At 60.0% G+C, this 24473-nt stretch carries 28 protein-coding genes; 24 read left to right on the forward strand and 4 right to left on the reverse strand.

What is annotated here, in order from left to right; all coding sequences use genetic code 11:
• Positions 1-7 precede the first annotated feature (7 nt).
• The 21 genes from G404_RS0115420 (at position 8) to G404_RS0115515 (ending at position 15746) form a co-directional block, all read left to right on the forward strand.
• Entirely contained in the window at positions 8-229 is a 222-nt protein-coding gene (locus G404_RS0115420; RefSeq protein WP_028641880.1) for a hypothetical protein, read from the forward strand.
• Positions 230-638: 409 nt separating this feature from the next.
• Positions 639-2945: a S8 family serine peptidase gene (locus G404_RS0115430; RefSeq protein WP_169719721.1), complete on the forward strand. Its 2307-nt coding sequence runs from the start codon at positions 639-641 to the stop codon at positions 2943-2945.
• 34 nt (positions 2946-2979) lie between these two features.
• On the forward strand, positions 2980-3927 hold the full coding sequence (locus tag G404_RS0115435; RefSeq protein WP_028641883.1) for a CsgG/HfaB family protein: 948 nt from the start codon (positions 2980-2982) through the stop codon (positions 3925-3927).
• Between the two features lie 34 nt (positions 3928-3961).
• Positions 3962-4849: a 2OG-Fe(II) oxygenase gene (locus G404_RS19335; RefSeq protein ID WP_084601382.1), complete on the forward strand. Its 888-nt coding sequence runs from the start codon at positions 3962-3964 to the stop codon at positions 4847-4849.
• Between the two features lie 115 nt (positions 4850-4964).
• Positions 4965-5189: a helix-turn-helix domain-containing protein gene (locus tag G404_RS21025; RefSeq protein WP_425411653.1), complete on the forward strand. Its 225-nt coding sequence runs from the start codon at positions 4965-4967 to the stop codon at positions 5187-5189.
• A complete protein-coding gene (locus G404_RS0115445) occupies positions 5182-5601 on the forward strand; it encodes a hypothetical protein (protein ID WP_156906325.1) in 420 nt (139 codons plus the stop codon). The genes G404_RS21025 and G404_RS0115445 overlap by 8 nt, the downstream gene beginning before the upstream one ends.
• Positions 5591-5803, forward strand: a complete 213-nt coding sequence (locus G404_RS20420; RefSeq protein ID WP_156906326.1) for a hypothetical protein — start codon at positions 5591-5593, stop codon at positions 5801-5803. The genes G404_RS0115445 and G404_RS20420 overlap by 11 nt, the downstream gene beginning before the upstream one ends.
• A gap of 178 nt (positions 5804-5981) precedes the next feature.
• The gene (locus G404_RS19340) at positions 5982-7040 is read left to right on the forward strand and encodes a helix-turn-helix domain-containing protein (RefSeq protein ID WP_028641885.1); all 1059 of its coding nucleotides are present in this window, start codon (positions 5982-5984) and stop codon (positions 7038-7040) included.
• Positions 7041-7243: 203 nt separating this feature from the next.
• Positions 7244-7522, forward strand: coding sequence for an HU family DNA-binding protein (locus tag G404_RS0115455; RefSeq protein WP_028641886.1), 279 nt, complete (start codon positions 7244-7246; stop codon positions 7520-7522).
• Positions 7515-8009 (forward strand): Ros/MucR family transcriptional regulator, encoded by a 495-nt coding sequence (locus G404_RS0115460; protein ID WP_084601386.1) that lies wholly within the window; start codon positions 7515-7517, stop codon positions 8007-8009. The genes G404_RS0115455 and G404_RS0115460 overlap by 8 nt, the downstream gene beginning before the upstream one ends.
• Positions 8010-8078: 69 nt before the next feature.
• A complete protein-coding gene (locus G404_RS0115465) occupies positions 8079-8627 on the forward strand; it encodes a hypothetical protein (RefSeq protein ID WP_028641888.1) in 549 nt (182 codons plus the stop codon).
• Positions 8620-9171: a hypothetical protein gene (locus G404_RS0115470; protein ID WP_051280811.1), complete on the forward strand. Its 552-nt coding sequence runs from the start codon at positions 8620-8622 to the stop codon at positions 9169-9171. The genes G404_RS0115465 and G404_RS0115470 overlap by 8 nt, the downstream gene beginning before the upstream one ends.
• 309 nt (positions 9172-9480) lie before the next feature.
• Positions 9481-10527: a DNA methyltransferase gene (locus G404_RS19345; RefSeq protein ID WP_051280824.1), complete on the forward strand. Its 1047-nt coding sequence runs from the start codon at positions 9481-9483 to the stop codon at positions 10525-10527.
• Positions 10528-10610: 83 nt separating this feature from the next.
• Complete coding sequence (locus tag G404_RS19350; RefSeq protein ID WP_156906327.1) at positions 10611-11441, forward strand: hypothetical protein; 831 nt, start codon at positions 10611-10613, stop codon at positions 11439-11441.
• A gap of 272 nt (positions 11442-11713) precedes the next feature.
• The gene (locus tag G404_RS0115485; RefSeq protein WP_028641890.1) at positions 11714-12352 is read left to right on the forward strand and encodes a recombinase family protein; all 639 of its coding nucleotides are present in this window, start codon (positions 11714-11716) and stop codon (positions 12350-12352) included.
• Between the two features lie 373 nt (positions 12353-12725).
• Positions 12726-12980: a type II toxin-antitoxin system Phd/YefM family antitoxin gene (locus tag G404_RS0115490; RefSeq protein WP_028641891.1), complete on the forward strand. Its 255-nt coding sequence runs from the start codon at positions 12726-12728 to the stop codon at positions 12978-12980.
• On the forward strand, positions 12980-13408 hold the full coding sequence (locus tag G404_RS0115495; RefSeq protein WP_028641892.1) for a type II toxin-antitoxin system VapC family toxin: 429 nt from the start codon (positions 12980-12982) through the stop codon (positions 13406-13408). The genes G404_RS0115490 and G404_RS0115495 overlap by 1 nt, the downstream gene beginning before the upstream one ends.
• Positions 13401-13763, forward strand: a complete 363-nt coding sequence (locus G404_RS20425) for a hypothetical protein (RefSeq protein ID WP_156906328.1) — start codon at positions 13401-13403, stop codon at positions 13761-13763. Before G404_RS0115495 ends, G404_RS20425 begins: the two co-directional genes overlap by 8 nt.
• Positions 13760-14368 carry a recombinase family protein gene (locus G404_RS19355; RefSeq protein ID WP_036521685.1) on the forward strand — a complete coding sequence of 203 codons (609 nt, stop codon included), beginning with the start codon at positions 13760-13762 and terminating at the stop codon, positions 14366-14368. Before G404_RS20425 ends, G404_RS19355 begins: the two co-directional genes overlap by 4 nt.
• 254 nt (positions 14369-14622) lie before the next feature.
• Positions 14623-15408 carry a TnsA endonuclease N-terminal domain-containing protein gene (locus G404_RS0115510; RefSeq protein WP_028641893.1) on the forward strand — a complete coding sequence of 262 codons (786 nt, stop codon included), beginning with the start codon at positions 14623-14625 and terminating at the stop codon, positions 15406-15408.
• A 44-nt stretch (positions 15409-15452) separates the two neighbouring features.
• The gene (locus tag G404_RS0115515; protein ID WP_028641894.1) at positions 15453-15746 is read left to right on the forward strand and encodes a hypothetical protein; all 294 of its coding nucleotides are present in this window, start codon (positions 15453-15455) and stop codon (positions 15744-15746) included.
• 249 nt (positions 15747-15995) lie between these two features.
• Here the strand turns inward: G404_RS0115515 and G404_RS0115520 are convergent, their stop codons facing one another.
• The 4 genes from G404_RS0115520 to G404_RS0115535 are packed head-to-tail and all read right to left on the reverse strand — an operon-like array spanning position 15996 to position 20108.
• Positions 15996-17108, reverse strand: a complete 1113-nt coding sequence (locus G404_RS0115520) for a tyrosine-type recombinase/integrase (protein WP_425411652.1) — start codon at positions 17106-17108, stop codon at positions 15996-15998.
• On the reverse strand, positions 17105-17251 hold the full coding sequence (locus G404_RS20775; protein WP_211230797.1) for a hypothetical protein: 147 nt from the start codon (positions 17249-17251) through the stop codon (positions 17105-17107). Before G404_RS20775 ends, G404_RS0115520 begins: the two co-directional genes overlap by 4 nt.
• Positions 17248-18306, reverse strand: coding sequence for a BsuBI/PstI family type II restriction endonuclease (locus G404_RS19360; protein ID WP_036521705.1), 1059 nt, complete (start codon positions 18304-18306; stop codon positions 17248-17250). The genes G404_RS20775 and G404_RS19360 overlap by 4 nt, the downstream gene beginning before the upstream one ends.
• A complete protein-coding gene (locus G404_RS0115535) occupies positions 18306-20108 on the reverse strand; it encodes an HsdM family class I SAM-dependent methyltransferase (protein ID WP_036521687.1) in 1803 nt (600 codons plus the stop codon). The genes G404_RS19360 and G404_RS0115535 overlap by 1 nt, the downstream gene beginning before the upstream one ends.
• A 345-nt stretch (positions 20109-20453) precedes the next feature.
• On the opposite strand from G404_RS0115535, the gene G404_RS0115540 reads away from it, so the two are divergent.
• The 3 genes from G404_RS0115540 (at position 20454) to G404_RS19365 (ending at position 24458) form a co-directional block, all read left to right on the forward strand.
• A complete protein-coding gene (locus G404_RS0115540; protein WP_156906329.1) occupies positions 20454-21314 on the forward strand; it encodes a hypothetical protein in 861 nt (286 codons plus the stop codon).
• 263 nt (positions 21315-21577) lie between these two features.
• Entirely contained in the window at positions 21578-22270 is a 693-nt protein-coding gene (locus tag G404_RS0115545) for a ParA family protein (protein ID WP_036521707.1), read from the forward strand.
• A 547-nt stretch (positions 22271-22817) separates the two neighbouring features.
• The gene (locus G404_RS19365; RefSeq protein ID WP_051280818.1) at positions 22818-24458 is read left to right on the forward strand and encodes a strawberry notch-like NTP hydrolase domain-containing protein; all 1641 of its coding nucleotides are present in this window, start codon (positions 22818-22820) and stop codon (positions 24456-24458) included.
• Positions 24459-24473: the final 15 nt, after the last annotated feature.

The raw sequence follows: 24473 nt of genomic DNA on the forward strand, positions 1-24473 counted from the left end.
GATACCGATGCAGCAAAGCAACAATTTCGCGTGGTGGCAACGTCAGGAGATCAATTTCCAGGCTGGCGTAGTCCGCTTGTGCATCAAGGCGATCAAGCTTTTCTTCCACCGCATCGCGGATGAATTCAGCGCGCCCGCGAGGTTTGGTCAGTCTGTCTATCCGCGCAAGCGTCTCTGCCGACAAGCGAAGGGCGGTGTGCTGGCCGATCGGGGGTCTACCCATGGCTGAAACTCCAATGCCTGTTCTTTTTTTGTTCGAAAAGTTTCATTATTCGATCATCGTCTATTGACATCATTATATTCCATTTATAGCCTGTAAATGACAACGTAAAGGGGCGCGCACAGAAAGGCAACCCCAAAGCATCCCGGAGGACCCGCTAATGCCCGCGCAGCCAAATGCCCAACCTGCACAGCGCGCCTTGAACAGCGCTTCGGTTATTACGGCCCTCGGCGCGTTGATGTTGGTCTCCGCGTGCGGGGGAGCGGGCACGAGCGGGGTCAGCACGACACCGCCACCCGTTCCAAGTCCAACGCCCACCCCAACACCGACGCCGACCCCAACACCGACGCCCACGCCGACGCCGACCCCAACACCGACGCCCACGCCGACGCCGTCCCCATCGATCAGCAGTTCCAGCGTGGCGGCGCATGTGAACGCCCAACCGGCCTATAATGCGGGCCTTACCGGATCGGGGGTCACGATCGCGATCATCGATAGCGGGATAGATCTGAACAACACGGCATTCACCGGGCGCATTTCGTCAGCCAGTACCTCGATGCCAGCGTACTATTCGCTGCCAGGTTCGAGCACGATCTACACGTACACCTACCCCCTTCAGGATGCGATCGGCCATGGCACTTGGGTGGCGTCCGTCGCTGCTGCCAGTTCGTCGGGGGCGGGGCCGCAGGGTGTTGCCCCGGGTGCAACAATTCTCGCAATCGGCGTCACAGCCCCAGCCAATGTCACCTTTTCGGCGGCTACCTCAACAGCTGTTGCGCCAAGCTCCACACCAACCCAATCGCAGAATACCGCTCTGATCACAGCGGACGCCATCAATTATGCCGTCAATAATGGCGCCTTTGTGATTAATTTGAGCGGGGGTGGCGCGTCCACTGATAGCAGCTTGACGGCTGCAATGGAAAATCTAGTCGCCAAGAATGGGCTCTTCGTAGTGGCGGTCTCAAACACGCCGGGCCAGGACAGCTTCACAGGACAAACCGCACAGCAGCTGGTTGGTCCAAACAATCAGTACGTAAACAACTTCCTGTTTGGCATCATGGCAGGTGTTGCGCCGGCCAACAACGGCAATCCCGGGCCGCTGGGTTCGCGCACGATCGCAGTGCCCGGGGTGGAAGGCGGATATGTTTACGTCGTGAACACCATCAGCGGAACGACCAACACAGGCAAAGCCGGAATAGAGACCGTGACCGGGAATAGTAGCGCTGCACCGGCCATCTCAGGCGCGGCCGCGCTGCTCAAGCAATATTGGCCGCAGCTGAACGGTTCTCAGATCGCCACGATCCTGCTGGAAACCGCCGACAGTCCGACCAGCGCCAACAGCGTCAAGGAAGGCAATATTTCCGGCTATGCCATGCTCGATATCGGCAACGCCATGACCGCGCAGACACCCGCAGTTGCCACCACCACAGGTGCCGCGGTCGCTGCCGCAGCAGCCACCCCGAACACCGGTCAAAACTGCGCCAATACCCAGGCATCCAATTGCAGCACGACGCCAGGCACGACCACCGGCACAGCCGTCAGCGCGGCGCTGAGCGCAACCGGGCTCGTTTTCTCGCCCGCGTTCGGATCCGCGGCCGGCGCGGCGAAGTTCGGCACGCAAGGCGGAAACATCGTGGCGATGGATCGCTATGGGCGCAATTTCACATATACCTCGGCGTCGATCGCACATTCATGGAACGGTCCCCAGGGCGTAAGCCTGATGGGGCTGCTGAATATCCAGCCAACCTACAAAGTCGCGATCGCCCAGGGACAGGCAGGCTTGCTCGACTTCGCGTCCCGGTTCGCCAACGAGGATTACGCACACCCCGTCATCAACCATTTGCCCGCAACGGTCGTGATGCCTCTTGTCGGCGGCGGCACGCTCAACTTCACCGGCAATGGCGGCGTCGAACAAAGTCCATTCGTCACCGGACAAATGTTCAAGAACCTCGGCTTTGCCCCAACGGGAACCAGCTTCGCGATCGCCTACCCGGGTTACTCGGTGCGCGCCGGTTTTTCTTCCGGCAACGGATCGAGCGCAACAACCTTCGGCAGTACCGCTGGCCTTGGCACCCAGGGCGAACTGTTTGGTGATCCCGACACGACTGCGCTTGCCGCCAATGGCGGCCTGCTGACGCCGCGCCACAGCGTCCTGTCCGATGTCAGCGTCACGCTCAAAAACGGCCTCGTGATGGGCTTTGCTTCTGCCACCGAACAAAGCCAGGCACTTGGCATGACCGCAACTGGAGCGTTCCTGATCTCCGGCGCGCAGTCGACGTTCGGCCGAATTGGTTACACCAAACATCTCGCAGGATGGACAATCACGGGCGAAGCCATGCTCGGCCAAACCCGCGTGCAGGCAGACGGCAACATGCTGGCCTTCGCAAGCCCGGTGATCACCACCGGCGCGCGGTTTCAAGCCGACCACGCGTTTTCAGGGGGATGGCTCTCGCTTGGTCTCACAGCCCCGCTTGCGCCATCGCGCGCCGTCCTCGCCTACACCCGTCCAACGTCCTACAACTGGCACACCAACACGCTCACCGACACCACCAGCACCATCAACATGGCACCTGACGCCCGCGAAATGGACGTAGAGGGTAGCTGGACCAAAGCCGTCTCGCGCTGGGCCAACCTCTCGATGGGCGCCTCGCTCACGGCCAACACCCAAAACCAGGCCGGTCTCACCACCGGCACAGCCTGGATGAAGTTCAGCAGCAAATTCTAAATCAGCCCGCGCAAAACTGACTCAGGAGGGTCTCATGAATCGTGCTATTTCGTTGGCGTGCGCTAGTGTTCTCGCTGTCATTGCTACGGCGGCACTCGCTGACGAGGCGAAGCCGTCCAACGCTGAAAAGCAGCAGCGCAAAGCGATGGACGATGTGCCGCATTGTACGCGGAACCTTGGTACAATCTCGATCGTCAATGGCGACGATCCGTTCGGTTGGACACAGTTCAACCTGGCACCACCCCAAAAGCTGCTCAAGGTCATTGTTCAGCGTTCCGGCTGCTTCAACATAGTTGACCGCGGCAGCGGCCTCGCTGCGGCCGAGCGCGAGCGCGCAATCGGCAATGGACTGGGGCTTCAACAGCACTCGAACGTCGGACAAGGCCAGATCAAGGCTGCCGATTATGTTCTGCAAGCCGAAGTCCAGGCAGCAAACCGAAATGCGCAAGGATCAGGAGCAGGAGCGCTGATCGGTGGCCCACTCGGTGGGCTGCTTGGTGCAATCAAATCGCGCAAGCTCGAAGCCAACACCGTGCTGTCTGTGACCAATGTGCGGACGACCGAGACGATGGCCACCGTCGAAGGTTATGCTGCGAAGAACGATATCAGCTTTGGTGCAGGCGCAGGGATCTTTGGCGCTGTGGGCGCAGGCGGCGTCGGCGGCGGCTACGACAACACCGACATCGGCCGGGTGGTGACGATATCGTTCATCGACGCGTATACCAAATTGGTCACCCAGCTGGGCGGCATCCAGGCCGGGAGCGTCGGCACCGCTGAGGCCGCGCCAACCAAAGTCTTTGTCGCCACGATGCCGGCATCGCTGCGCGACAAGCCCTCGCCGGCCGGAAAAGTGATCCGCGCGCTCGTGCCAGGTAGCAAGGTTTTCCCGACCGGCAAGAAGGAGGGCTTGTGGTGGGAGGTCTCCGACGAAAACGACAATGTGGGCTGGACCCTCAACACCAAGCTTGAGCCGGCGCGATAAAAAGGCGCAACACGTCTGAGCGAGGACCGACATCATGGTTGTTGCCCATCATCCGATCAGCTTCACACCGACGCTTGGCAACGCGCTAGACAGCCAGGGACCGTCCTGGCGCGAATGGGTTGTCACAAACCTTCGGGCTGGTTGTGATCCGATCGACATGAAAGGCCGAATGCTTGAAAGCGGCGCATGGAGCGAACAGAGCGCGATCGACGCGCTCACGATCGCAGCGCACCAACTGCATCTCAACCGTTCGATCGACTTCGATACACTGGCCATGCCCTGCTTGCCCGATCTTGGCACACTGAACCTTGATGGTCGACCGATAGACGTGACAGTCCGGCTCAACACCCCAGCAGTTGCACTCTGCGAAAACGTGCTATCCGCTGGAGAATGCACACAACTGCTTGCCTATGCGCGCAAGAAGGGTTTCGTGCCATCGACAGTGGTGGACGACAAAGATGGGGCCAACGTACCGCACCCCGAGCGAACAAGTTCAGGAGTGATGTTCGCGAAGGCAGAAACGCCGCTTGTTGCGCGGATCGAAGCCCGCCTCGCCGAGCTCACCCGCTGGCCGGTCGAGCATGGCGAAGGCTTGCAGATCCTCGCCTATCGAGAGGGCCAGGAATACCGGCCGCATTTCGACGCCTTCGCAGAAACCGAAGCTGGCGCGAGCCATTTGCGACATGGCGGACAGCGATTGAATACGGTGATCGTCTATCTGCGCACACCGCGGTCGGGCGGGGCCACCGTATTTCCCAAAGCAGGCCTGTCGATCCGGCCACGGGCCGGTGGCGCGGTGGTGTTTCGCAATGTCGACAGCCAAGGACAACGCGATCCAGCCAGCTTGCACGGCGGTCTGCCGGTCGATGACGGGGAGAAGGTGATTTTGACACTCTGGCAGCGGCAGCGGCGCTTTGAATAAAGACGACCAACGGCGGATTCAACGAGCGCGGCGGGCGGTCGAGCGGTGAGCGTGAATGACGGATCAAAGCGTTGCTCTTAAACAAAACATTGTCGTTGACGGAAGGACTGTGATTATGTGGGGCCGGTTTAGCGAAGAAGTTCGAAACAGGCTTGCCGAAAGAGTTTTAAAGAAGAGGCGTGAATTGGGGTGGACCCAGGCTGTGCTTAGTCAACGGACCGGAATAGCGGTAACGCATATTTGCCATATTGAGCACGGCGCCGCCAACCCGTCCCTCGAATTGCTGGTGATCTTGGCGTCGACGCTAGGAACCACGGTTGGCGCCTTGGTCGATGAATAGCTGCCATTCGGGTTATGGACAGTCCCGCGCCAAATCCATGCCCCTGGGCTGCGTCTTCGGTCGAAACGGTCAGGCAGTCCAACTCCCCATCCGGCCCGAGCAAATCCACAATTTCGATCAGGGCGGCACTGTCTGTGCGATAACTGGCGGCCAAATCAGAAAGCTACTCGGAGCGGCGCTTGCGGCCCATGGCTACAGCCCGGCCGCATGGATCGACCTGGCGGCGCTCTACGCCCAGATAGACGAACCCGCCCAAACCGTGCCGGCTCGGGACGAACACGAATCGCTGGTTGGTTTCCGCGCCACTGCGCGCGCACAGCCGCGCCAGGCGCTCGATTCGGCGCCAGTTGACTCATGTGAAGCGCTGTTCGCGCAAAATTTGATCGCAGCAGGGGCGCCTAATGGCCGGTAAATGGCGAAAATTGGCGGATTTTGCGAGCAAACCTGTGGTTTTTCGCGCCCCGTTGCTTGCCAAGCCCGTGACACCCGGCAATGAGAACATTTGCAGAATGGGGATTGTGCGCCGTGACCGGGCTTTTGCGCCCGCCACGATGGCAGCACCGGGTTTTAATTCGGATCAACAGTACGAAGGAGATGCCGTGAACGCCGCATAACAAAAACCCGGCCTTTTGGGCCGGGTGTAATGTTGGGACAGGGAATTGGCGTTCCTGGCCGCTGAATACGAAAGCGACCCCCAACTACAATCCGTGACCGAGCACGTCAAGCGTTTTGTGCGTTTTGGCCGACGGAGAAGTTTTGCGCGGCGTTCACGGCCTCCTTGAAGGGGGACGTATGGCCACATGTACCTATGACAGAACCGCTGGCGTCAGCGGATCAGGCGGCGGCTCGGTGATCGAGGCACTGCTGGCCGAAGGCGTGAGCCGCGAGGATATCCGGATGGCGCTGGATTTTCAGGCGGCGCAACGCAAGGCCGGGGTGACGGTGCTGTCGCTGCGCACGATCTGCGGGCGCGGTGAGCGGCGCGACAGGGCATCGGCATGGAAGGCCTCCAGCGCGCTGGCCTCGACCCCCGCCCCTGCCCCCGGCTCCGCCCGCCGGGCAAAGCCGGCCGGCGGCATTCACGTGACCCGTCGCCCGGTCCATGCCGGGAGCATTGAGGCAGGCTCGGCCGCAGAAGATGACTTTGTAAGGCCTGTCCCTGCCCCGCTCGCCAAACAGATGATCGGGGCCTGCTACAAGCTGTTCAAACTGGCCAAGCAGGCACGCCACGACGAGCGCTGCGCAAGCCGCCAGGCAACGCTGGACGAGACCCGGCTGTATGGATTTACCGCGGCCTGCCGGGATATCGCGATCCGGCTGATCGACGAGGGCAAATTCCGCAAAGGCTGGTGCATGCCCAGCTACGAGACGATCATGCGCTGGACCGGCTACAGCCGCACCACAGTGGCGCGCGCGCTCAGGAAGCTGGCGGACCTGGGCCTGATCGAATGGATCAAGCGGTTCACCTACAGCAAAGACGAAGTGGCAGGCACGCGGATCGAGCAGACCAGCAACCTGTACCGTTTCAAGCTGCCTGACTGGCTGACAAGGCTGGTGTCGCCCGCTGCTCCCCCGCCCCTGCCCGACGATGCCGATCACGCGCGGGCCGCCGACACAGAAGATCACGCCTTCATGCTGGCAAGCCTACTTCCCGAAGAACGCCTCAAGGCGATGCCGGCCGACAACAGCTTGCGAGCAAAGCTGATTGCCGCTGCGATCGCGGCTGAATCACGCGCTCAAAACGAAGGAAACATGCGAGAGTGCCAAAAAGATACTCCTCCTCATCATGATTTATTTAATAAAGAGGAATTCAAGCGGAATCGGCCTGGTCGGCCGATGAATCCGCCCTGACGGGCTCGGGCTTGGGGCAGATAGCAGCGCATAAATGAGAGTATAACAGCATCCGGCAAGCGTCGGACCGGCGGCTGTGCCGCCGGATTGCTCCCATAAGGAGCAAGCGGCGATGGCGTATGCCGATTTGGGCTTGCACTTGGGGCGCGGGTGGTAAACGTAATGGTGAGGGACTTGTTACCCGGTTTTTATGGAGCGTCTTGATGCCATCTCTCGCCGATCATGCTGCAACACTTGCCGACAAACACGGTCTCACCAAGGCCGCCACCAAGACAATCGCCGCGGATCTTTTTGCAGAAATCCTCGATGCCGCCAAACGGGGTGAAGATACCAGCGTGCCTGGCTTCGGCAAATTCGCGGTCAAACACGTCGAAGCCCGTACCGGCCGGAACCCTGCGACCGGTGAGAGCATCGCCATTCCGGCCAGCACAAAGCTGACGTTCTCGGCTGCCAAAGCTGCCAAGGAAGCACTCAATGGTTGACAGCGCCGAAGACAGCGCCGCGGCGAATGACCAGGCACAAGCCCTGCTCGCCCTGACCGCGGATATCGTCGCGGCGAATGACCAGGCACAAGCCCTGCTCGCCCTGACCGCGGATATCGTCGCGGCTCATGCGAGTAACAATGCCGTGGAGGTCAGCGACATGCCGGTGGTTATCGCATCGGTCCATGCAGCCCTTGCCCAGCTCGGGCACAAGTCCGCAAGTGTGGCTGACAAGGCACCGGGAACCCCAGCTGTGTCGGTGCGCGCAAGCGTCAAGCACGATGGCATCACCTGCCTCGATTGCGGCTCCCGTTACCAAATGCTCAAGCGACATCTTAATGCCGACCACCAGCTGACACCTGATGAATACCGCACCCGCTGGAACCTGCCCGCCAGCTATCCCATGGTCGCATCCGACTACGCCAACAAACGACGCCAACTCGCTGTGAAAATCGGACTGGGCCGCAAACCCGCAAAGGCTGGATGACGCCATGGCCGGTGATCCCACCAACCTGAGCCTCGCCTACCTGCGCCGCCTCAATATCCGCGCACAGGCATGATCGATAGCAAAGCCAGTGAAGCGGAACTGGTGCGCATCATGACGCGTGCCGCAGGTCTGCTGCGCAAGCCCGATTGGGAATTGCGTGCAGAAACCGCACTCACCGAGTGCATCACCGAATTCGCTCGTCGCGAGCAGAGGGCACACAGACACAAGGTTACCCCCTCGCTCCCCCTGCTTGGCTACCCTGCCCTCATCACCCAGGAGCAAGAACAGTGCACCATCGCAGTCAGACAGTCCTGGCTGCGCTGGCTGGCAAAAGCCAATGTTCCTGTTCTTGAAACTGATCACAACGCCCCTGTCTGGGGGCAGCCCCTTTCAGCACGGCGTTTCGATAGGCTCATTGCCGGTGTTTGCCAGTGCAAAGACTTTCTCACGACGAGAGCGGACATCAAATCCACCGATCTCCATCTCGCGCTCATCCGCTGCGACAGCGATAAGGAATTTCTCGAAGCACAGGCCATGGCGGCATTGGATCAGGATGCCATCAGCGAACCGGCCCACCATGCTGGACTGCAAACAACAGGGACCGAAGCAAGTGGCTGAAGCGCAGACGATGGAGCGGCTGCGCAAGCTGGCGATATTGATCGAAAAGCACATGCAACTTCTGGCCGACCACAATGTCACCGAGCCGCCAGTGATTATTAACCGCATGGTTGGCCATCTGCCCGACCTTCACGCGATCTGGACCGAAGCAACCGATGACCAATTGCTTGCGCTGATGCAGCAATTTCCCGGCTTTTCCATCTATGCACGCATCATGGAGGATGCCACCGCCGCAGAAGACGAAAAGGCGGCCCGGCCCTATGATGGGCTAGCCTCCCTACCTGAGCCCGACATCAAAACCGCCGAGCATTTGCTCCGTACAGCCGCCGAGATTGAGCGCGGTTTTATGGAGCTACAACACGATAGACTGAAAATTTTCCGTCGAGGGTATCAAGACCTTCATGTCCGCCATCGGCAGTGGCAAGTCGCGGTCACCGCATTCAAAAGCGTACTGCGCGCAGATGGCGTGGAGGAACGGGGCATGGGGTACATCGATACCGTATTCGAACAATTGGATGCGCGCATCTTGGTGGCTGCCGGATGACAATATGCTTGATTTGTCAGACCGTTGATGTTTTGCTGGCCTTGTCCCTGAAACACAAATTTTTGTCATGGGCTGACGGGGTGTAATCGTGGCTAGAAGAGGCGCACCAACAAAGCCGCGCCGTTCCAAACCGCCAGAACGGCCATTCCGGCAATGGTTGACGCTTCGTGCGCCGTGTGGCCCGAAGCCCATCCTTAAAGGCTCGATGTGAGCTAGTGAGATTGTGAGAATGTGGCGAGGTGGGCTTTACACCCGGCCATATACGATTCAACACGGAACGGACCACGCGAATCAAATTGGGGAATGGGCATGTCCCGCGCAAAAATCGGGCTCGCAAATACCAATGATCGCACCCTTCGCCTCGGCACCGTGTCGCTATATCAGGGCGACGCCTTGAAGGCTTATGATAGCTGGCTTTCGCCGACCGTCATTATCGCAGATGGCCCCTATGGGTTGGGGAAATTCCCCGGCGAAGCTCATTCACCGGACGGGCTCGCCGAGTGGTATGCGCCCCATGCTGCGGCTTGGGCTAAATACTCCGAGCCGTTCACCACCCTTTGGTTTTGGAATAGCGAAATCGGCTGGGCCAAAGCTCATCAAGCCCTTGAGCTGCATGGCTGGCAGTACGAGGAAACAGTCGTTTGGGATAAGGGCATCGCCCATATCGCCGGAAACGTGAACTCACGGACTATCCGGGGCCTGCCGGTCGTGACCGAACTGGCGGTCCGTTACACACGAAAAGCCACGCTCTTTTCGGCTGACGGGACGGAGCTTCCGCTAAAGGCATGGCTCCGCGCCGAGTGGCAGAGGTCCGGCTTGCCCCTGTCGCAGAGCAATGAAGCTTGCGGCGTCGCAAACGCGGCGACACGCAAATACCTCACCCAATGCCACATGTGGTATTTCCCGCCAGGCGACGCCGTAGTTGCGATGGCCAAGTGGTGCGCAAAGCATGGCGCAAAAACGACCCGGCCCTATTTTTCTCTTGATGGCGTCACGCCGATCGAGGCCGCCGATTGGGACCGGATGCGGGCGAAATGGACCCACGTCCACGCCCGCACGAACGTATGGCAGGAACCCCCGGTGCATGGGGCTGAACGGGTGAAAAGCCCGACCGGCACCGGCTATCTTCACGCCAATCAGAAGCCACTTGCCTTGATGGAGCGCCAGATTTTGGCGGCGACGGACATCAACGACGTTGTTTGGGAGCCGTTTGGGGGGCTTATGTCGGCGACTGTTGCCGCTGTGCGCACCGGCCGCCGCGCGCACGCGGCGGAGCTGAATCCTACGTTTTTCGACGCAGGCGCAGACCGAGTCCGCGCCGCAATTCGCTCCGGCGATCTGCGAGCCGTCTCTTGACGGCCCCGGTTCGCAGTAACGGGCCAGACCAGACTTGGCCGCACAGGGCGCTTTATGACCGCGTCCTAGACGCGCTCCATGCCTTGCCGTCGCGCTTTCGCACGTCCCTTCGCATTGCAGGGATTAGCGCGACGGACCTGTTTACCCTGAACACGCCCCTGGGCGCGGCTATTGAAGCGTCAGTCGTTGAAAACCTGAACGAGCTTCGCGACCTGTGGGACCCGAAGCACGAGTACGAGATTTATTCATTTGTCCGGCAGGCGCAGGTTTTCCCAGACGTGCGGTTGCAAACTACAGCGCCGGGCGTCGCTGAATCCGAGCGCATCCTTATGGGGATCGAGCTGAAGGGATGGTTTGTGCTCGCGAAGGAAGGCGAGCCATCCTTTCGCTATAAAGCGTCGCCCTTGGTCTGCGCCCCGCAAGATTTGCTGGTTGTTTTCCCGTGGGGCCTTGATGAAGTGATTTCCGGTGCGCCGCGTTTGTTGCGGCCGTTTGTGGAAGAAGCGCGATACGCGGCCGAGCACCGGAATCATTATTGGGAAGTGCTGCGGGGGGTGACGGGCGACCCCGCCAGGGTCGAATTGTCGCCGGTCGCGAAACCTTACCCGTCGAAAGGCGCGCAATTTAACGACGAGCCGAAGGCCGACCGAGGGAAGAACTTCGGCCGGGTCGCGCGCGGCAATCTCATGACGGCCTTTATCGCCGAACTGCAAGAACAACCCATTTCCGGCATACCGTCAAAGCATTGGCAGGCGTTTTTGCGCATCTTCGCCGAGGGCGTTGAGGCGAATGTTGTTGAGCGAAAGCTATTGGCGATGCGCGAGGAGGCGGAGAAAGCCGGACTGACAGCGTCCGGGCTTGATGCTTTCGACAAGATACAAGATGGCTTGCGCGATCTTATCTCGCGCAGTTGACCGGCACTTTGCGCGCCGAGCTGAGCGCGTTGCGATCATGGAATGTGAACACGGTCCGCTTGCCGAGGAGGTAGTAGGTGTCCTCACGCATATAGGCCGATTGTGTCCAGAGCAGCTGGGGGTCAGTTCCGGCTCGGCGCTAAATGACCCCGCGGGGACTCGGTACGTTTTGGGTATACCTTTCAAAGACCAGCCCTACACCGGTCTTTTATAGGTGATTTGACAAGGTTAAAAAGACCGATATGTAGGAGATCATCCAAAAGAGACTGATCGTGTTTGTTCGCGCCTATCTTCGTGCTTCGACCTCCCAGCAGGACGCCACCAGGGCGCGCGGTGCCCTCGATGCCTTCGCGGCCGAACGGGGCTTGCGCATCGCTGCTCGTTACGTCGAGCACGAAAGTGGCGCGAGGCTCGATCGTCCGGAACTGTTCCGGTTGATCGACGACTGCGATCCCGGTGACATCCTGTTGGTTGAGCAGGTCGACCGACTGTCCCGCCTCACCTCCCCCGACTGGATCAAATTGCGCAACGAAATCGATGCCAAGCAAATTCGTATCGTCGCGCTGGATCTGCCGACTTCGTGGAACCTTGCCGCGCCGTCCGACGAATTTACGGCTCGCATGTTTTCCGCGGTGAACAGCATGATGCTCGATGTCCTGGCGGCCGTTGCCCGCAAGGACTATGAGGACCGCAGGCGGAGGCAATCCGAAGGCATGGCGCGGGCCAAGGAAACGGGCGTTTACACGGGACGGCCCGAAAACAAGGCCCGTAACGCAGCCATCGCCGCAATGCTGGGTGACGGGCGCTCGTGGCGGCAGATTATTTCTGCCACCGGTTGCAGCCGGACGCTTCTTGCCAAGATTTCCCGCCAGATGCGGGGCATTCGGACAAATCCAGGTGAGGCCCCATAACGGGAGTGCTGCAAAAGTTCCCGCGATGGGAGCGACCAAACTGGCACTGGGATGCATCAATTAGCGATTAGAAGCTCTGTGCGCCCCGAACGGCAGGGCTGCGGGAGCCCAACCGCTTCGCTGTCCACCCTACCTCGCCACAGGTTCTGTTCTGCCTGCCGGTAGTGACAACAAAACGGTGGTTTAGTTCACTGACAACCAGCCTTCCGTTCCACCACTGCCATCAAGAGCATTTGCGCCGCTTGTGCGGTGCAGCATTTATGGCAAAATCGCCTGTGAAAACTTAATCGAAATTATTTCAGATTAAGTTGACAAATTGGAGCGCTGCCGATATTGTACGGTATATACCATACATTGTCGAAAGGGCCAGCCCATGAGCGTCCATTATGTCAGCAGTCGAGATTTCAGCCGCGATCCGGGCCGAGCCAAAAAGGCTACATCTGATGGCACCGTCTTCATCACCAACCACGACAAACCCACGCATGTGTTGATGAGGATCGAGGAGTTTCGGCGGATCACCGGTGAAGGCCAGTCTATCGTCGAAAAGCTTACCATGGCTAGCGATGTTGAGGTTGACTTCGATCCCCCGCGCGCTGTCATCGGCCTCAAGCCTGCCGATCTGTTTTGATGTTTATTCTCGACACCAACGCCATTTCCGAATTGCGCAAAGGACCGCGCGTGCCATCGGCTGCGCCGATCGTAGCCTGGGCTGCGCAGGTCGAGGAGGAGCGCATGTTCATTTCCGCAATCACGCTTCTCGAGCTCGATATTGGCGTTCGCCTGGTTGAACGTAAGGACCCTATCCAGGGGCAGCATTTGCGCCGGTGGCTTGATCAGCAAGTGCGCCCAACCTTTGCGGGGCGGATATTGCCGGTGGACGAGCGCGTTGTGCTTCGTTGCTCTCCCTTCCACGTCCCAGACCCAGCCCCTGAGCGCGATATGTTGATTGCTGCGACCGGGCTTGTGCACGCCATGACAATTGTCACCAGAAACAGCCGTGACTTTATCCGGTCCGGTGTCGAGATTCATAATCCATGGGAGAATGGTAATGGATAATACCGATAATGGCGTTGGTCCTGAATGGGATGACATGATTGAGACAATCATGGACTCTATTCCCGTAAAATTATCAAATAGCGAATGGAAGAGTGTTCGTAACGCCATACGCGATTTGATATGGGATTATGTTGGCGATATATTCTCTAGGTCGTCAATAGAGTTTCATAAATCGCGTGAGGGAAATGCGGAGGTTCGCCTTTGGATGAGCATCGGACAGGAGCGTGTCGATTTTCAAAAACGCTTTGACACCAAGGAGGTCATTGCCGATTCATATTCGATCAAAGGCCTGCAATTGACCTGCGATGTTCTCACCGCCCGCATTGAGGAAATGCAGCGAGAGGGATGCCCATGAAGCTGGGCTATGCCCGCGTCAGCACCGACGAGCAGAACATGCGGTTGCAGATCGACGCCCTCAAAGCGGCGGGCGCCGAGCGCATTTTTGAAGACAAGGGCGTCTCAGGCTCCGCCGTGTTCAAGCCCGCCTATGGCGACATGCTCAAGAGCGCGCGGCCAGGCGATGAAATCATCGTCTGGCGGATGGACCGCCTGTCGCGGTCCCTCCTCGCCCTTATCACCGAGTTGCAGATGCTCGACCGTCTGGACCTTGGTTTCCGGTCCCTGTCCGAGCAGATCGAGACTGTCACCCCTGCGGGGCGGCTGTTCTTTCACATCGTCGGAGCCTTCGCCCAGTTCGAGCGCGACGTCATCCGCGACCTCACCAACGCAGGTCTGGACGCGGCTCGCCGCGCTGGCGCCAAGCTGGGGCGCCCTCCCCTCATCTCCGAAAGCCAGTGGGCCCAGGCCAAGCTGTTGATGGCGGCGCCGACCAACATGGCTGTCTCGGCCGTGGCGGATCTGATGAACGTCAGCCGTCAGGCCATCTACAAGCGCTTGAAGGCGGAGCGCGCAGCAGCTGCAGTTCAGTCGAACGCTGAACCCTTGCAACCCACGGGATGACTCTCGCGGTGGCCACGTCGATCACCCCTCCCCCTCAACCTTCACGTCAAAGCCAAGCCCGGGCCTGATCGATTCTGAAGTCCGTGTTGCGCCAGGTCTTCCTTGGTCCGCGTCGTTCCTGTCTGACGCACGTAGGTTCCTGTTAATCTAGGAAGTACGTTACAACGCCCGGCGCGATCATGGGCATTCTGCGCGGAAGAGTGCGAGATTTGCGCGGAAGCTGGCGAGACTCATATGTTTTTTGGAGGAAGACAGTGAGACCAATTCAACAACTGGAATTCGACGACAAGTCCTGTAAAGTCGGGCTTATTGTGCTGAGCGAAGTCTTCGAGCAACGAAAAATCAGGACCACGTCGGGGTCCTTCACCAGCTTCATTCCGCTGGAAACCCCGTCGGGCGCCCAGTGGACCGAAAGTGATCTGGAAGCCAAGCTCGTCCGCCAGCTTGCCTTCTCGCCGGCTGTATATGATCTGATCACGCAGCCGATCCTCAACTACCGTCTCGATGGCAAGGCAAGGCGGTATACCCCCGACATAGCCGTTCAAATCCTCTCGGACGTTGACGAGCCTGCAGCCCTTTTCCTCATTGAGGTCAAAAGGAAGGCAGAACTGCAGCGGAAGTCGACGAGCCGTGATCTGCGATTTCATGTTGGACGTTTGGCAGCCGCATCGATCGGCGGTGAGTTTCGCGTCATGACCGAGGATGAGATACTGACCCCCTACCTGACCAATGCCAGAAGGTTCTCCAGATACCGGGATGGCGGGGTCTACGACGAGACGGTAGTTGCCTGCCGACGCGCGGTAGGTAGCGTCCTGCCTGCCACTGTCGGTGAAGTAACCGAGTTGCTCTACGGCATTACCGCGGACATGGTCGAGGCCTCGGACATCGTGGCAAAGATGATTGCCTATCGCATGGTGCTGGTAGACCTGTCGAAGCAAGTAGCAGACAGTTCGGTCCTCAGGCATGCCCCTATTGGCGAAGGTACCGATCCCCGAGGTGATGCCATCATCAAGATGCTGTTCAGTGCAAAAGCGGAATGACCTGCGCAACCGGCGTGATATCCTGACGCAGAGGGAGTAGCGTAATGGGCCTCATCCGGACAACGCGAGGAAGCAAGGTCACCTGGCGCGGCGAGCCGATGAAGGTCGTCAGTACTCCTGATTTCGGTTCGATCACTCTCAAGAGCGCCAATGGAGAATACTTCCATGTCGCTGTCGCCGATCTCGAGGCCGAGGCAGCCGTGCAGGCGCCAGCTGTTGAGGAGCAGGATATCAGGAGGCAGGCGAAGGTCCCGGCTTATCTCAATGCTCTGAAACCCTTGCTGGACGATTCTCGCAACACCAAGGCTGATGTAGGGGTCAGTTCGGGATGGGTGTGAAATCGTACGTTAAGGGATTTGCCCGTCGTTCGCTTCAGGCCCAGCCCAACTCTTCGGCGTGCTGGAAATCGGCGGCGTTGCGCGCCGCCAGCACGTCGCAACGAATTTGGCCTGCAGGGGACATGACCGTACGGTTCCCAGAACATTCAGCCTTGAGGGGGCAGTTCGGGATCGGGACGAAATGACATCCCTAAGCAATGAGTCCGATGATAGCCGGGGTCCGCTGAATTGCCTCGGCCCCGCCTATCGTCAATCCGAGAACCGTTTGGCCAACCGCGCGCTGGCCCCGCTCTTGGCCGCCAGCTTGGCGCCGTATCGCATCACCGTCTTGGCATCCCGCCAGCGGTACGCCTGCATGATAGCCGGCAGGCTTTCGCCGGCCGCAAAATTGTCTTGGGCAACCCCCACTCGGATCGAATGGCTCGATATACCAGCAAGCATGCGTTCAAACTGCTGATCAGACATTTCGCCAAGCAGGCCTTTCTCACGCGCACTGGACGCGAGACGCCGGAAGATCTTTGTCACGGAATTCGCGTGCAGCCGTTCGGCGCCGATCTGGTCGACCGACCCGTCAAAATGCAGCCGCACCCGCCGGAAAAGCGGGCCACGGTTGATATCGGCCTTCTCGCGCCATGCCGCGATCGCCGTCATCGTCGACGGTGACAAATAGGCATGCGCCCCCTCCCCTGCCCTGTCCGACTTCGACCGGACAATGTACAGCGTGCCGGCACCGTCGGCATCGGGTCCCTCGATGTCGGCGACCTCGATCGCCACCAGCTCGGAGCGACGCACGCCCGTGTCGTAGGCCACGCGCAGCAACGCGGTATCGCGCCGACCGAGCAGATCGCGCCGGCAAGCCTTCAGTAGAGCGACCAGAGACAGGCCCTGCGCCGGACTGTCGAGGTCTGAGATCTCGCCCTTGAACCGGATCGGCTTCGCCTGACGCTGGCGGACGCCGCGCGCGTTGCGCATCGCCTTGACCTCGAGCCGCACCAGTTCGGCCGACACCGGGTTCTCAACGCCGACAAGCCGGTAGGCACGGCCGACGTGGACGAGGTACCGCTCGATCGTTGCTACAGCCCTCCCCAGACCTTCCCCGTCCTCGCCATCAGCGAGCTCACGAATCCAGCGCGCAACGTCGGTCGGAGTTGCGCGACCAGGTTCGATCGAACGCCGTCCGCACCACCGCCACCACAACATCAGATCGGAGCGAAAAGCCCGGCGCGTATTCTCCGACCAGGCGCGGAAGGCGGCATCGAGCAGCGCCGGATCGATCACGGCCGCCCCGCCCAGCATGGCTTTCACCTCGGCCGACAGATCTTCCGTTGTGTGGCTGCGCCTCACAATGTGACGCGCGCTCACAGCCCTTTCCATTTGCCATTCGAACCGGCATGGCGATCGGGCAGCCAATCCAGCCTGCCCGGCGTGACCTCAAGGTTTGTGCGCCTGACAACGATTTGGCGGACATAGCGACAACACGCCTGCTCCACGGCCGCCATCATCATGCGCCTTCTATGGCGATAGGCTTGCCGGAAAACACAATCAGATGATCGGGTTCCGACACAAACCAGGCGTAGCTGCCCCACGCAATGCTGCTGACCGTCTTGCGAAAGCCAGACGACTCACGATCACGGTACGCTGTCACGAACGCAATCTGGCCTCGATCAAATCCCGCTGCTTGCGTCAATTCATGGATGGCCCGCTGGCGCCGCTCGGTAATTGCGCCATCAGTTGCAACCACCTCGACAAACACCAGCAATGGTTCGGCAGGCGCCAGGTCGACCAGAATGATATCGGGAAGATTCTTGTCGGCTTCGATTTGAAGCCCGATGCGCTGGGCCAGTCGGTCATCGCGTGCGACAACTTTGTTGCCGCTTTCGCTAAGCCACAGAATAGCCGGCGACCCTAAAAACCTTGGTGCAAATACCTCGATCACGCCCTTGGCGATAATTGAACTTGGTCCTGGTGCGAGCCGCCTGGTCTCGCCATTGGGAAAGGCCACCAGCACACCATCGTCACCCGCGCCCGCTCCTGCGAGCATGATCGATACCCGTGCAAGAGCGCCTGGACTGAGATGGGCACTGCGGTATGCGGATATGGCCTGCGCCAGATCATCCCCTATCAGGTCAGGCGCAAACAATGCTGCAAACTCGCGCTTGAGCGTATAGCGCGGCTTGCCAGAGGTCGTTGGCAGAGCGAGTGTTGTCACAGCGCCGATCGCAACCAGACCTTCGCGTAGCGTTTCGTCCCGGATTGGCTCGCGGGTGTTGTCGGCATACCAACGCGTGCCGGCTACGGCCGCACCGCTGGGCTTGGCCACATCGCGATAAGCGATCCGTGCCGCCGCGTCCTCGATTGCGGCCTGCTCATGCGTCATCCGATAGACGTGCTTGGGGCCGAGATACACAGTATTTCCTTCGATCGCGCCGATGTAGAGCGCGGTGAACACCGTACTCGCGGCAAGTTCGCGCGTGCAATAGACGCGATTGGGTGTTCCCTCGGGGAAAATCTGCGCCAGGCGCTCGAGAACATGAGCGCGGGAAACATAAGGCGGAAGCATCACGCCGACAGGCTTTCGCCGTAGAGCCGGTCACACTCATCTTCGATCTGCAGTCGTGGCGCGTTTTGCGCAACCAGTCTGGCCAAAGGCTGCAGCTCTTCGGGCGAGGGCAATGGCAGGGCTTCAAGCTCATAGGCCGACACGGCCACGCTGCCGCTTACACACCGAAATGCGCGATCGGCAGCGCCGCTGTTGAGAAACGCCGCCATGACCTCAGCAGAGATCACCGGTTCGGCCTGGCTTGGCCGCACCATATTAACATGGTTCTCGATCACGACCGCGCCATGCTCCTCCAGGAACGCGCGTGGCAAAGGTGCGGCAATGAGACGCCGCGATTGCTCCTTGGCGGTGGTGCGCTGGAGAAGGACGCACGGCTTGTCGACCAGCAGCCATTGATCGCCATGGCGCACTTCGAAATAGGGCGCGTGGTTCTTCTTGTCGGCGCGGAAGCGGAAGCTGCCTCCAGCGCCGATCGATTCTGCCCAGATCAAGGGGTATCGGCTCCGCCCGGGGCGTGCCACCAGCTGACTCTTGAAGCGGTTCCACACCAATCGTCCGGTGCTGACGGTATACCCCCAGTCGGCGAGCCGATGCGACATGCCTGCAAGACGCGCAACCAGAGCGCCTTGCGAGGCGGTGCGGGCCAATATCCAGGGTTGCGAAGGGTCGCCCGGCAATCGGCCGGTTGCGACTGGGGAAACCGCAACAGAACCGTCCTCCTGATGCACAAGCTCGCTGATGCGGATCGGCGGCGCACTGGCACCACGCCGGTACGTCGCCAACACGGTTTCCTGAAGGACGTCATCGAACACACCGCGGCGCGCGCTCACAAAATCCACCGACATCGGTCGCGCGCTCGCGCCAAGCAGCGCGCGCAGCTGCTTGAAATATTCGCCGGCCAGGAAGCTGGTCGGCGTTACGTAGGCGATAACGCCGCCTTGGCGAACGTGGCGCAAGGCGAGATCGGTGAACAGGCCGTAGAGGTTGGCGTGACCGAACAGGCTTCGCCGATAGCGGGCGCGCGTATCGGCATCGAGCTTGATCCGGCCATAGGGCGGATTGCCGACAACCAGGTCGAAGCGTTCGCGCGCATTGAACCGGGCGAGACTGTCGCCCATGCTCACCACGACCGGCAGACGTTTTCCGGTCGCCTTTGTCAAATCGAGTAGCATGGCATCGAGCGTAACTTGCGATAGCCAGGCGCCAAACGGATCGATTTCGTAGCCGCGCAAACGCGCTCCGATATTGCGCAACGCGATCGCCGGGGTACAGTCTTCGAGTGCTGCCAGCATGCGCTTGGCGACCGGTGCCAGGAAGGCCCCTCCCCCGCAGGCCGGATCGAGCACACGCGCGGCGGACCAGTCGACACCAGCCTCGGTCGCCAGATCGAGGAGCCGCGCCGTAAGCGCTGGCGGAGTATAATAAATCCCGTGTTCGCCGCGATAGGATTCGGGCAGCATGCCGGTGTAAGCACGGCCAATCTGGTAGGCGCCGGCCTCGGGTTCAAGCGCTGCAATCGTGGTTCCCAAACTCTGGGCGAGATCCGCGGCCGCTTTGGGCAGGCGCGCGGTGTCGAGGTCGGCCAACGGCGGCCGCACCTCAAGGCTGCATTTGGCAGTGACGGCCAAGGCGCGCCACCATGCGCCAACGAGGTGATAACCGAAGCGGTGCGCCAGGTTGAGCCGATCAGTGGCTGGGCTGGCTTCGCCCAGTGCGCGGCACATCACGCGAGCCGCTTCCACAGTGGCGTCAAGATCGGTCGCCGGCAATGGGGCTTCCGGTTTGCTGGCGCGCGCTGTCATTTGGCTCTCCTGCGCCCCACTTATGGTCGCTATGATGAGGTTAGCCGCAGTCCAGGGAGAGCGCAAGTCGTGGTTCCGTCTTTGTTCTGGTGTTGATAAAGGTCCATTATCGATACTACGAATACAGGGGGCGCCTGATAAATGGAGGTTAGCTTGACACTTATAGTCTAAGTCGCTGAAAATGTGTTAGCAAGATGCGGAAACTAGGTCATGGCACGCGCTCAATTTGAATTCTATTCCGGCGACGTTGTAGACGCCTATGGCAGAGCCACCGCAGCCCTCGCCCGCGCTCGCGATCACACGGCTCGATACTGCGAACCTTCCATCCTAACCGCCCGGGTCCGCATGGCCGAACAGGACGCACTCGCTTGGCTCGCTGGCGACTCATTCACACCAGATCTGCTCGCGCTCGACTATGGTACGTCGGCGGGAGCGTGGCGCAGATGGCCCTACACCTTTGTGCGCGTGTTCGAACGCAAAATCGGCGGAGGTGAAAGACCCTCGCCTGCGAACATCGCCAACTGGATCAATCCGCGGGTTCAAGCCAAAGCCCCCTACCCTGCCCCGGGCGACTTGCCGCTTGCGCTCGATATGGACCGTCTCAAGCTTGTCAGCGCCGCCGTTGCCAAAGCCGCCGCCCAGCCCCCTCTTCTGTCCGCCGCCGATATTGCCGCGGCCTTCGCCCGCATGAGTCCGCTTGAACACAGCAACGTCGTGATCGGCACCATGCTTGCCGAGAGGATCCTGATAGGCCACGGCCATCTTTCTGCGGGCGGTATCGCCGCAATCGGTCTGAAGGCACGCCAGATTCCCTGGAGGTCCCTGCTCGCAGGTTGCGCCGGCGAAGAAGCTGACGATTTGTCTGCGGCGGGTGACGCAGCGCGGATCCGGTTGGCATGGCTTGCCGCGCTCGAAACCGGTGGACTGCACGTTGTGAAGTTGGCGCAGGCATTTCATTTTTGGCTGACCCAGCTCAACGAGGTTTGTGCCGAATTGCGAAACACCTCGCATCTTCGCGCCATCTGTCTCTGTACGGCAAAGTCCCATTCTCTCACCGCAGTGCAGGCTGCGAAAGAGATAGGAATCTCCAGGCAGGCCGCTGCAGGGCTACTTGAACAAGCCTGTGACGCTCGGATCTTGCGAGAGGTTACGCATGGCGCGGCATTCAGGCGCTATGCAGCTGATTTTTTGCCATTTGGGAACTGAAAATACCGGAAGCGGGGTTGGCTTGGTTTTGCACTGCACCGTTGTTTTTAGGTCTCACGTTTTAAATCTCGTTGACCAGCAGGCCTTGTCGCGCCCGGCCACCGCAACGTCTACGCCATGTTTACGGTGTGTAGACGTTTACATTCAATAAACGTTATGCACACTCACCGTTGACACACTGCAATCACCACGGCACTATACCGCAAACACACCGCTTTCACATCAACGTCAAAACGGTGACGGAGCTGAAACGAGGACGAAACGTGGCGGTTATTGTATTTGCAAATCCCAAGGGCGGATCAGGGAAAACTACCTCGGCAACCATTCTCGCATCCGTGCTGGCAGAGCAGGGCGTTGATGTCGGCATCATCGATGCCGATCCATTGAAGTGGATTACCGACTGGGCATCGATCAAGCCGCTAGAGAATGTAACCGTCTACTCAGAAGTGAACGAGACGAATATCGTCGACCTGATCGACGACTGCTCTCAGCAGCACCAAATAGTCCTCGTGGACAACGAAGGGACTGCAAGCCAGCTTGGCTCATATGCCATCGGTATGGCTGACCTAATCATAATGCCTCTACAAGGGTCATCTATGGACGCCAGAGGAGGCTCTGCCATTACATCAATCATCCGGTCTCAAGAACGCGTGCTTAGGAGGCCCGTCCATAGTCGCGTGCTCCTGACGCGAACGAGCGCCGCAGTGGCATCCCGATCGCTTAAGAACGTGCAAGAACAATTGGCTAAGGCGAACATCAAGACATTCACTACTTCAATTGTTGAACGTGCAGCATTTCGCGACATTTTCGATTACGGGGGGCTCCTTCACGAACTAGATCCGAAAAGCGTCAGCAATGTCGAAAGAGCGGTCGATAACGCCCGAGCATTCGCCAAAGAGGTCATGAACACCCTCAAGGAAATTGCTGATCTAAATTCCCAGGAGAAATCCGCATGACTGGCCGCAGGAGCCTTGGCTTTGGGACTGACGAGGGCCCAAGCGTCGAACTAACGATTCCATCGCGTAAGAGCCCAGAAGAGATCGCATTGCGAAGACAAGCCGCAGAGGAAGCGGCCAAGATAAGTGGATTTCCAAGCCGAGAGCCTGCTCCCCAAATAGCTCAGTCAGTAACGATTCCTGCGATCAAGCCAGATCGCCGCAAACGTACTGGCCGCGACAAGGCCTTCACATGCCGCACAACTACGGGCCACTATGATCGCTTCTATGCAATCGTCGATGCCAACCCGTCTTGGGGGGGGGTAGGAGCGACCTTTGAACGCGCACTCGAAGCGTTAGAGGAAAAATTGGGGTCTAGATGAGTCACGTAGATCGCTATCAATCACGGACGACCGTTTCTCTCGAAAAACTTCTTACAAAATCCGATAAATGCCTTGTCAGGATCGCGCGGGGCGTCCAGCCCGCCGTCAGCCATCCATGAGAGGGGAGAGGGAATGGGAGCTTTCGGCCAATTGAGGCCGAAAAAGAGAGAGAAAGGCCCACTCCCATGCTCACCCCGATGTCCCCCACGTCGCTGTTCACCGCGCGCCTGATCGAGGCGGCACGCGCGCTGGTCCCAAATCTGGTCGGCAGGTCGCGCGTCGATCGTGCGGCACTCAATGCCGCGATGACGTCAGCGTTCGAGGCTACCAGCGCGTCGGGTGAATGGTCGCAACGCGACAGTTTTGTCGCGGCAGAGATCTCCCTGATCCTGGCGGCGCGGGAGTTGCCTCTGGATGTTGATTGCGGCCCAGCTGATGCGCGGGCGACCGACGGCGAGGCGCTCAAGCGGCTCGCCGCCCTGGCACGGCTACTGCCGACGCAGACGGTGCGCAGCGAAGAGCAGATCGCTCACCAGCACTTTTCGACACCGCTGGGGCTGTCCTGGCTTGTGGCACGGCTTGCCTGTGTCGGCCCGAATGATGTCGCCCTCGAACCCAGTGCGGGCACCGGCATGCTGGCACAATGGCTCGGGCAGGGCAGGGGGCTCCACCTCAACGAAATCGACCCCCTGCGTGCCGAATTGCTCCGCCTGCTGTTCCCTTGCGCTTCGATCACCTGTGAAGACGGTGCCAGGATCTCCCAGCTGGGCATTCGGCCTGATGTCATCGTGATGAACCCGCCGTTCGCCCGCAACGCGGCAGGCGGTGAGGACCGGCTTGCCGCTGCGCGCCATATCGCCGCTGGCATCAGCGCGCTGCGCCCGGGCGGAAGACTGGTTGCGATCATGCCGGACAGTTTTTCCGGCACGGGGAAGGGCGCAGAGATCTTCGCGCGCGCTTTGCAAGGTTGCAGCGTTGCCAAGCATTTCCGGATTGAAGGCGCATTCGCCGCACACGGCACATCGGTTGCGGTGCGGTTGCTAGCGATCGACAAAGTGCCGGGCAAAAACACGACCGCAGTGATCCAGTGTTCGAGCCTGTCCGAATTGGTCCCCTTCCTCGACCAAGTGCCACCCCGCGCGCCGATGCCCGCCCCATCTACCCCCCTCGTTGCGAGCCAGGTACGACCCGCCACCAAGTCCGCAGCCAGCCTGTTTGGGGCACTGGGCGCGAGCACAATGCCTGCAAAGCCCATTCCTGGGCCATCGTCCGCCGCAACGGCCGCGATCTGGCGCGAAGTGACCTACACGCACATCGAGCAGCCTGAAGCAGCCGACCAGTCGGGCGGGGTCTATGCCGCCTGGCGGCCCCAGCGGATCGTCTTTGCGGGGGAAGCCGAACATCCCGCCGCGCTCGTTGAATCCGCTGCGATGGCATCGGTCCTGCCACCGGTCCCGCACTATGTCCCGCGCCTGCCACGCGCGGTGATGGAAAACGCGGTTCTTTCTGCCGCGCAGTTGGAAACCGTCGTCCACGCGCTCGATGCGATGGAGCACGATTTGCCCGGACGCTATGTCCTGCCGGACAAGGCCATTGATCTTGCTCCGCATGCTGAAGGCAATGTCTATCGGCAGGGCTATTTCCTGGGCGATGGCACTGGTGCCGGCAAAGGCCGGCAGATCGCAGGCATGATCATGGATCAGTGGCTGCGCGGGCAGCGGCGCCATTGCTGGATTTCAGTTGGGATAATCGCCTGCGGAGTCTCCCGCAAAGCTGATCGGACCGTTGACGCAGCCCAGCAGGATAGATCAATTCGCGCCCTCTGATCTTAAGCAATGGAG

The sequence above is a fragment of the Novosphingobium acidiphilum DSM 19966 genome (genome assembly GCF_000429005.1).
In the GTDB taxonomy this organism is placed as follows: domain Bacteria; phylum Pseudomonadota; class Alphaproteobacteria; order Sphingomonadales; family Sphingomonadaceae; genus Novosphingobium; species Novosphingobium acidiphilum.

Bases quoted from the DNA above. Each gene is read 5' to 3' on its own strand.
- G404_RS0115420 (WP_028641880.1), top strand. From the start codon at position 8: ATGCAGCAAAGCAACAATTTCGCGTGGTGGCAACGTCAGGAGATCAAT.
- G404_RS0115435 (WP_028641883.1), top strand. From the start codon at position 2,980: ATGAATCGTGCTATTTCGTTGGCGTGCGCTAGTGTTCTCGCTGTCATT.
- G404_RS19335 (WP_084601382.1), top strand. From the start codon at position 3,962: ATGGTTGTTGCCCATCATCCGATCAGCTTCACACCGACGCTTGGCAAC.
- G404_RS21025 (WP_425411653.1), top strand. From the start codon at position 4,965: ATGTGGGGCCGGTTTAGCGAAGAAGTTCGAAACAGGCTTGCCGAAAGA.
- G404_RS0115445 (WP_156906325.1), top strand. From the start codon at position 5,182: ATGAATAGCTGCCATTCGGGTTATGGACAGTCCCGCGCCAAATCCATG.
- G404_RS20420 (WP_156906326.1), top strand. From the start codon at position 5,591: ATGGCCGGTAAATGGCGAAAATTGGCGGATTTTGCGAGCAAACCTGTG.
- G404_RS19340 (WP_028641885.1), top strand. From the start codon at position 5,982: ATGGCCACATGTACCTATGACAGAACCGCTGGCGTCAGCGGATCAGGC.
- G404_RS0115455 (WP_028641886.1), top strand. From the start codon at position 7,244: ATGCCATCTCTCGCCGATCATGCTGCAACACTTGCCGACAAACACGGT.
- G404_RS0115460 (WP_084601386.1), top strand. From the start codon at position 7,515: ATGGTTGACAGCGCCGAAGACAGCGCCGCGGCGAATGACCAGGCACAA.
- G404_RS0115465 (WP_028641888.1), top strand. From the start codon at position 8,079: ATGATCGATAGCAAAGCCAGTGAAGCGGAACTGGTGCGCATCATGACG.
- G404_RS19345 (WP_051280824.1), top strand. From the start codon at position 9,481: ATGTCCCGCGCAAAAATCGGGCTCGCAAATACCAATGATCGCACCCTT.
- G404_RS0115490 (WP_028641891.1), top strand. From the start codon at position 12,726: ATGAGCGTCCATTATGTCAGCAGTCGAGATTTCAGCCGCGATCCGGGC.
- G404_RS0115495 (WP_028641892.1), top strand. From the start codon at position 12,980: ATGTTTATTCTCGACACCAACGCCATTTCCGAATTGCGCAAAGGACCG.
- G404_RS20425 (WP_156906328.1), top strand. From the start codon at position 13,401: ATGGATAATACCGATAATGGCGTTGGTCCTGAATGGGATGACATGATT.
- G404_RS19355 (WP_036521685.1), top strand. From the start codon at position 13,760: ATGAAGCTGGGCTATGCCCGCGTCAGCACCGACGAGCAGAACATGCGG.
- G404_RS0115515 (WP_028641894.1), top strand. From the start codon at position 15,453: ATGGGCCTCATCCGGACAACGCGAGGAAGCAAGGTCACCTGGCGCGGC.
- G404_RS20775 (WP_211230797.1), bottom strand. From the start codon at position 17,251: ATGATGATGGCGGCCGTGGAGCAGGCGTGTTGTCGCTATGTCCGCCAA.
- G404_RS19360 (WP_036521705.1), bottom strand. From the start codon at position 18,306: ATGCTTCCGCCTTATGTTTCCCGCGCTCATGTTCTCGAGCGCCTGGCG.
- G404_RS0115535 (WP_036521687.1), bottom strand. From the start codon at position 20,108: ATGACAGCGCGCGCCAGCAAACCGGAAGCCCCATTGCCGGCGACCGAT.
- G404_RS0115540 (WP_156906329.1), top strand. From the start codon at position 20,454: ATGGCCGAACAGGACGCACTCGCTTGGCTCGCTGGCGACTCATTCACA.
- G404_RS19365 (WP_051280818.1), top strand. From the start codon at position 22,818: ATGCTCACCCCGATGTCCCCCACGTCGCTGTTCACCGCGCGCCTGATC.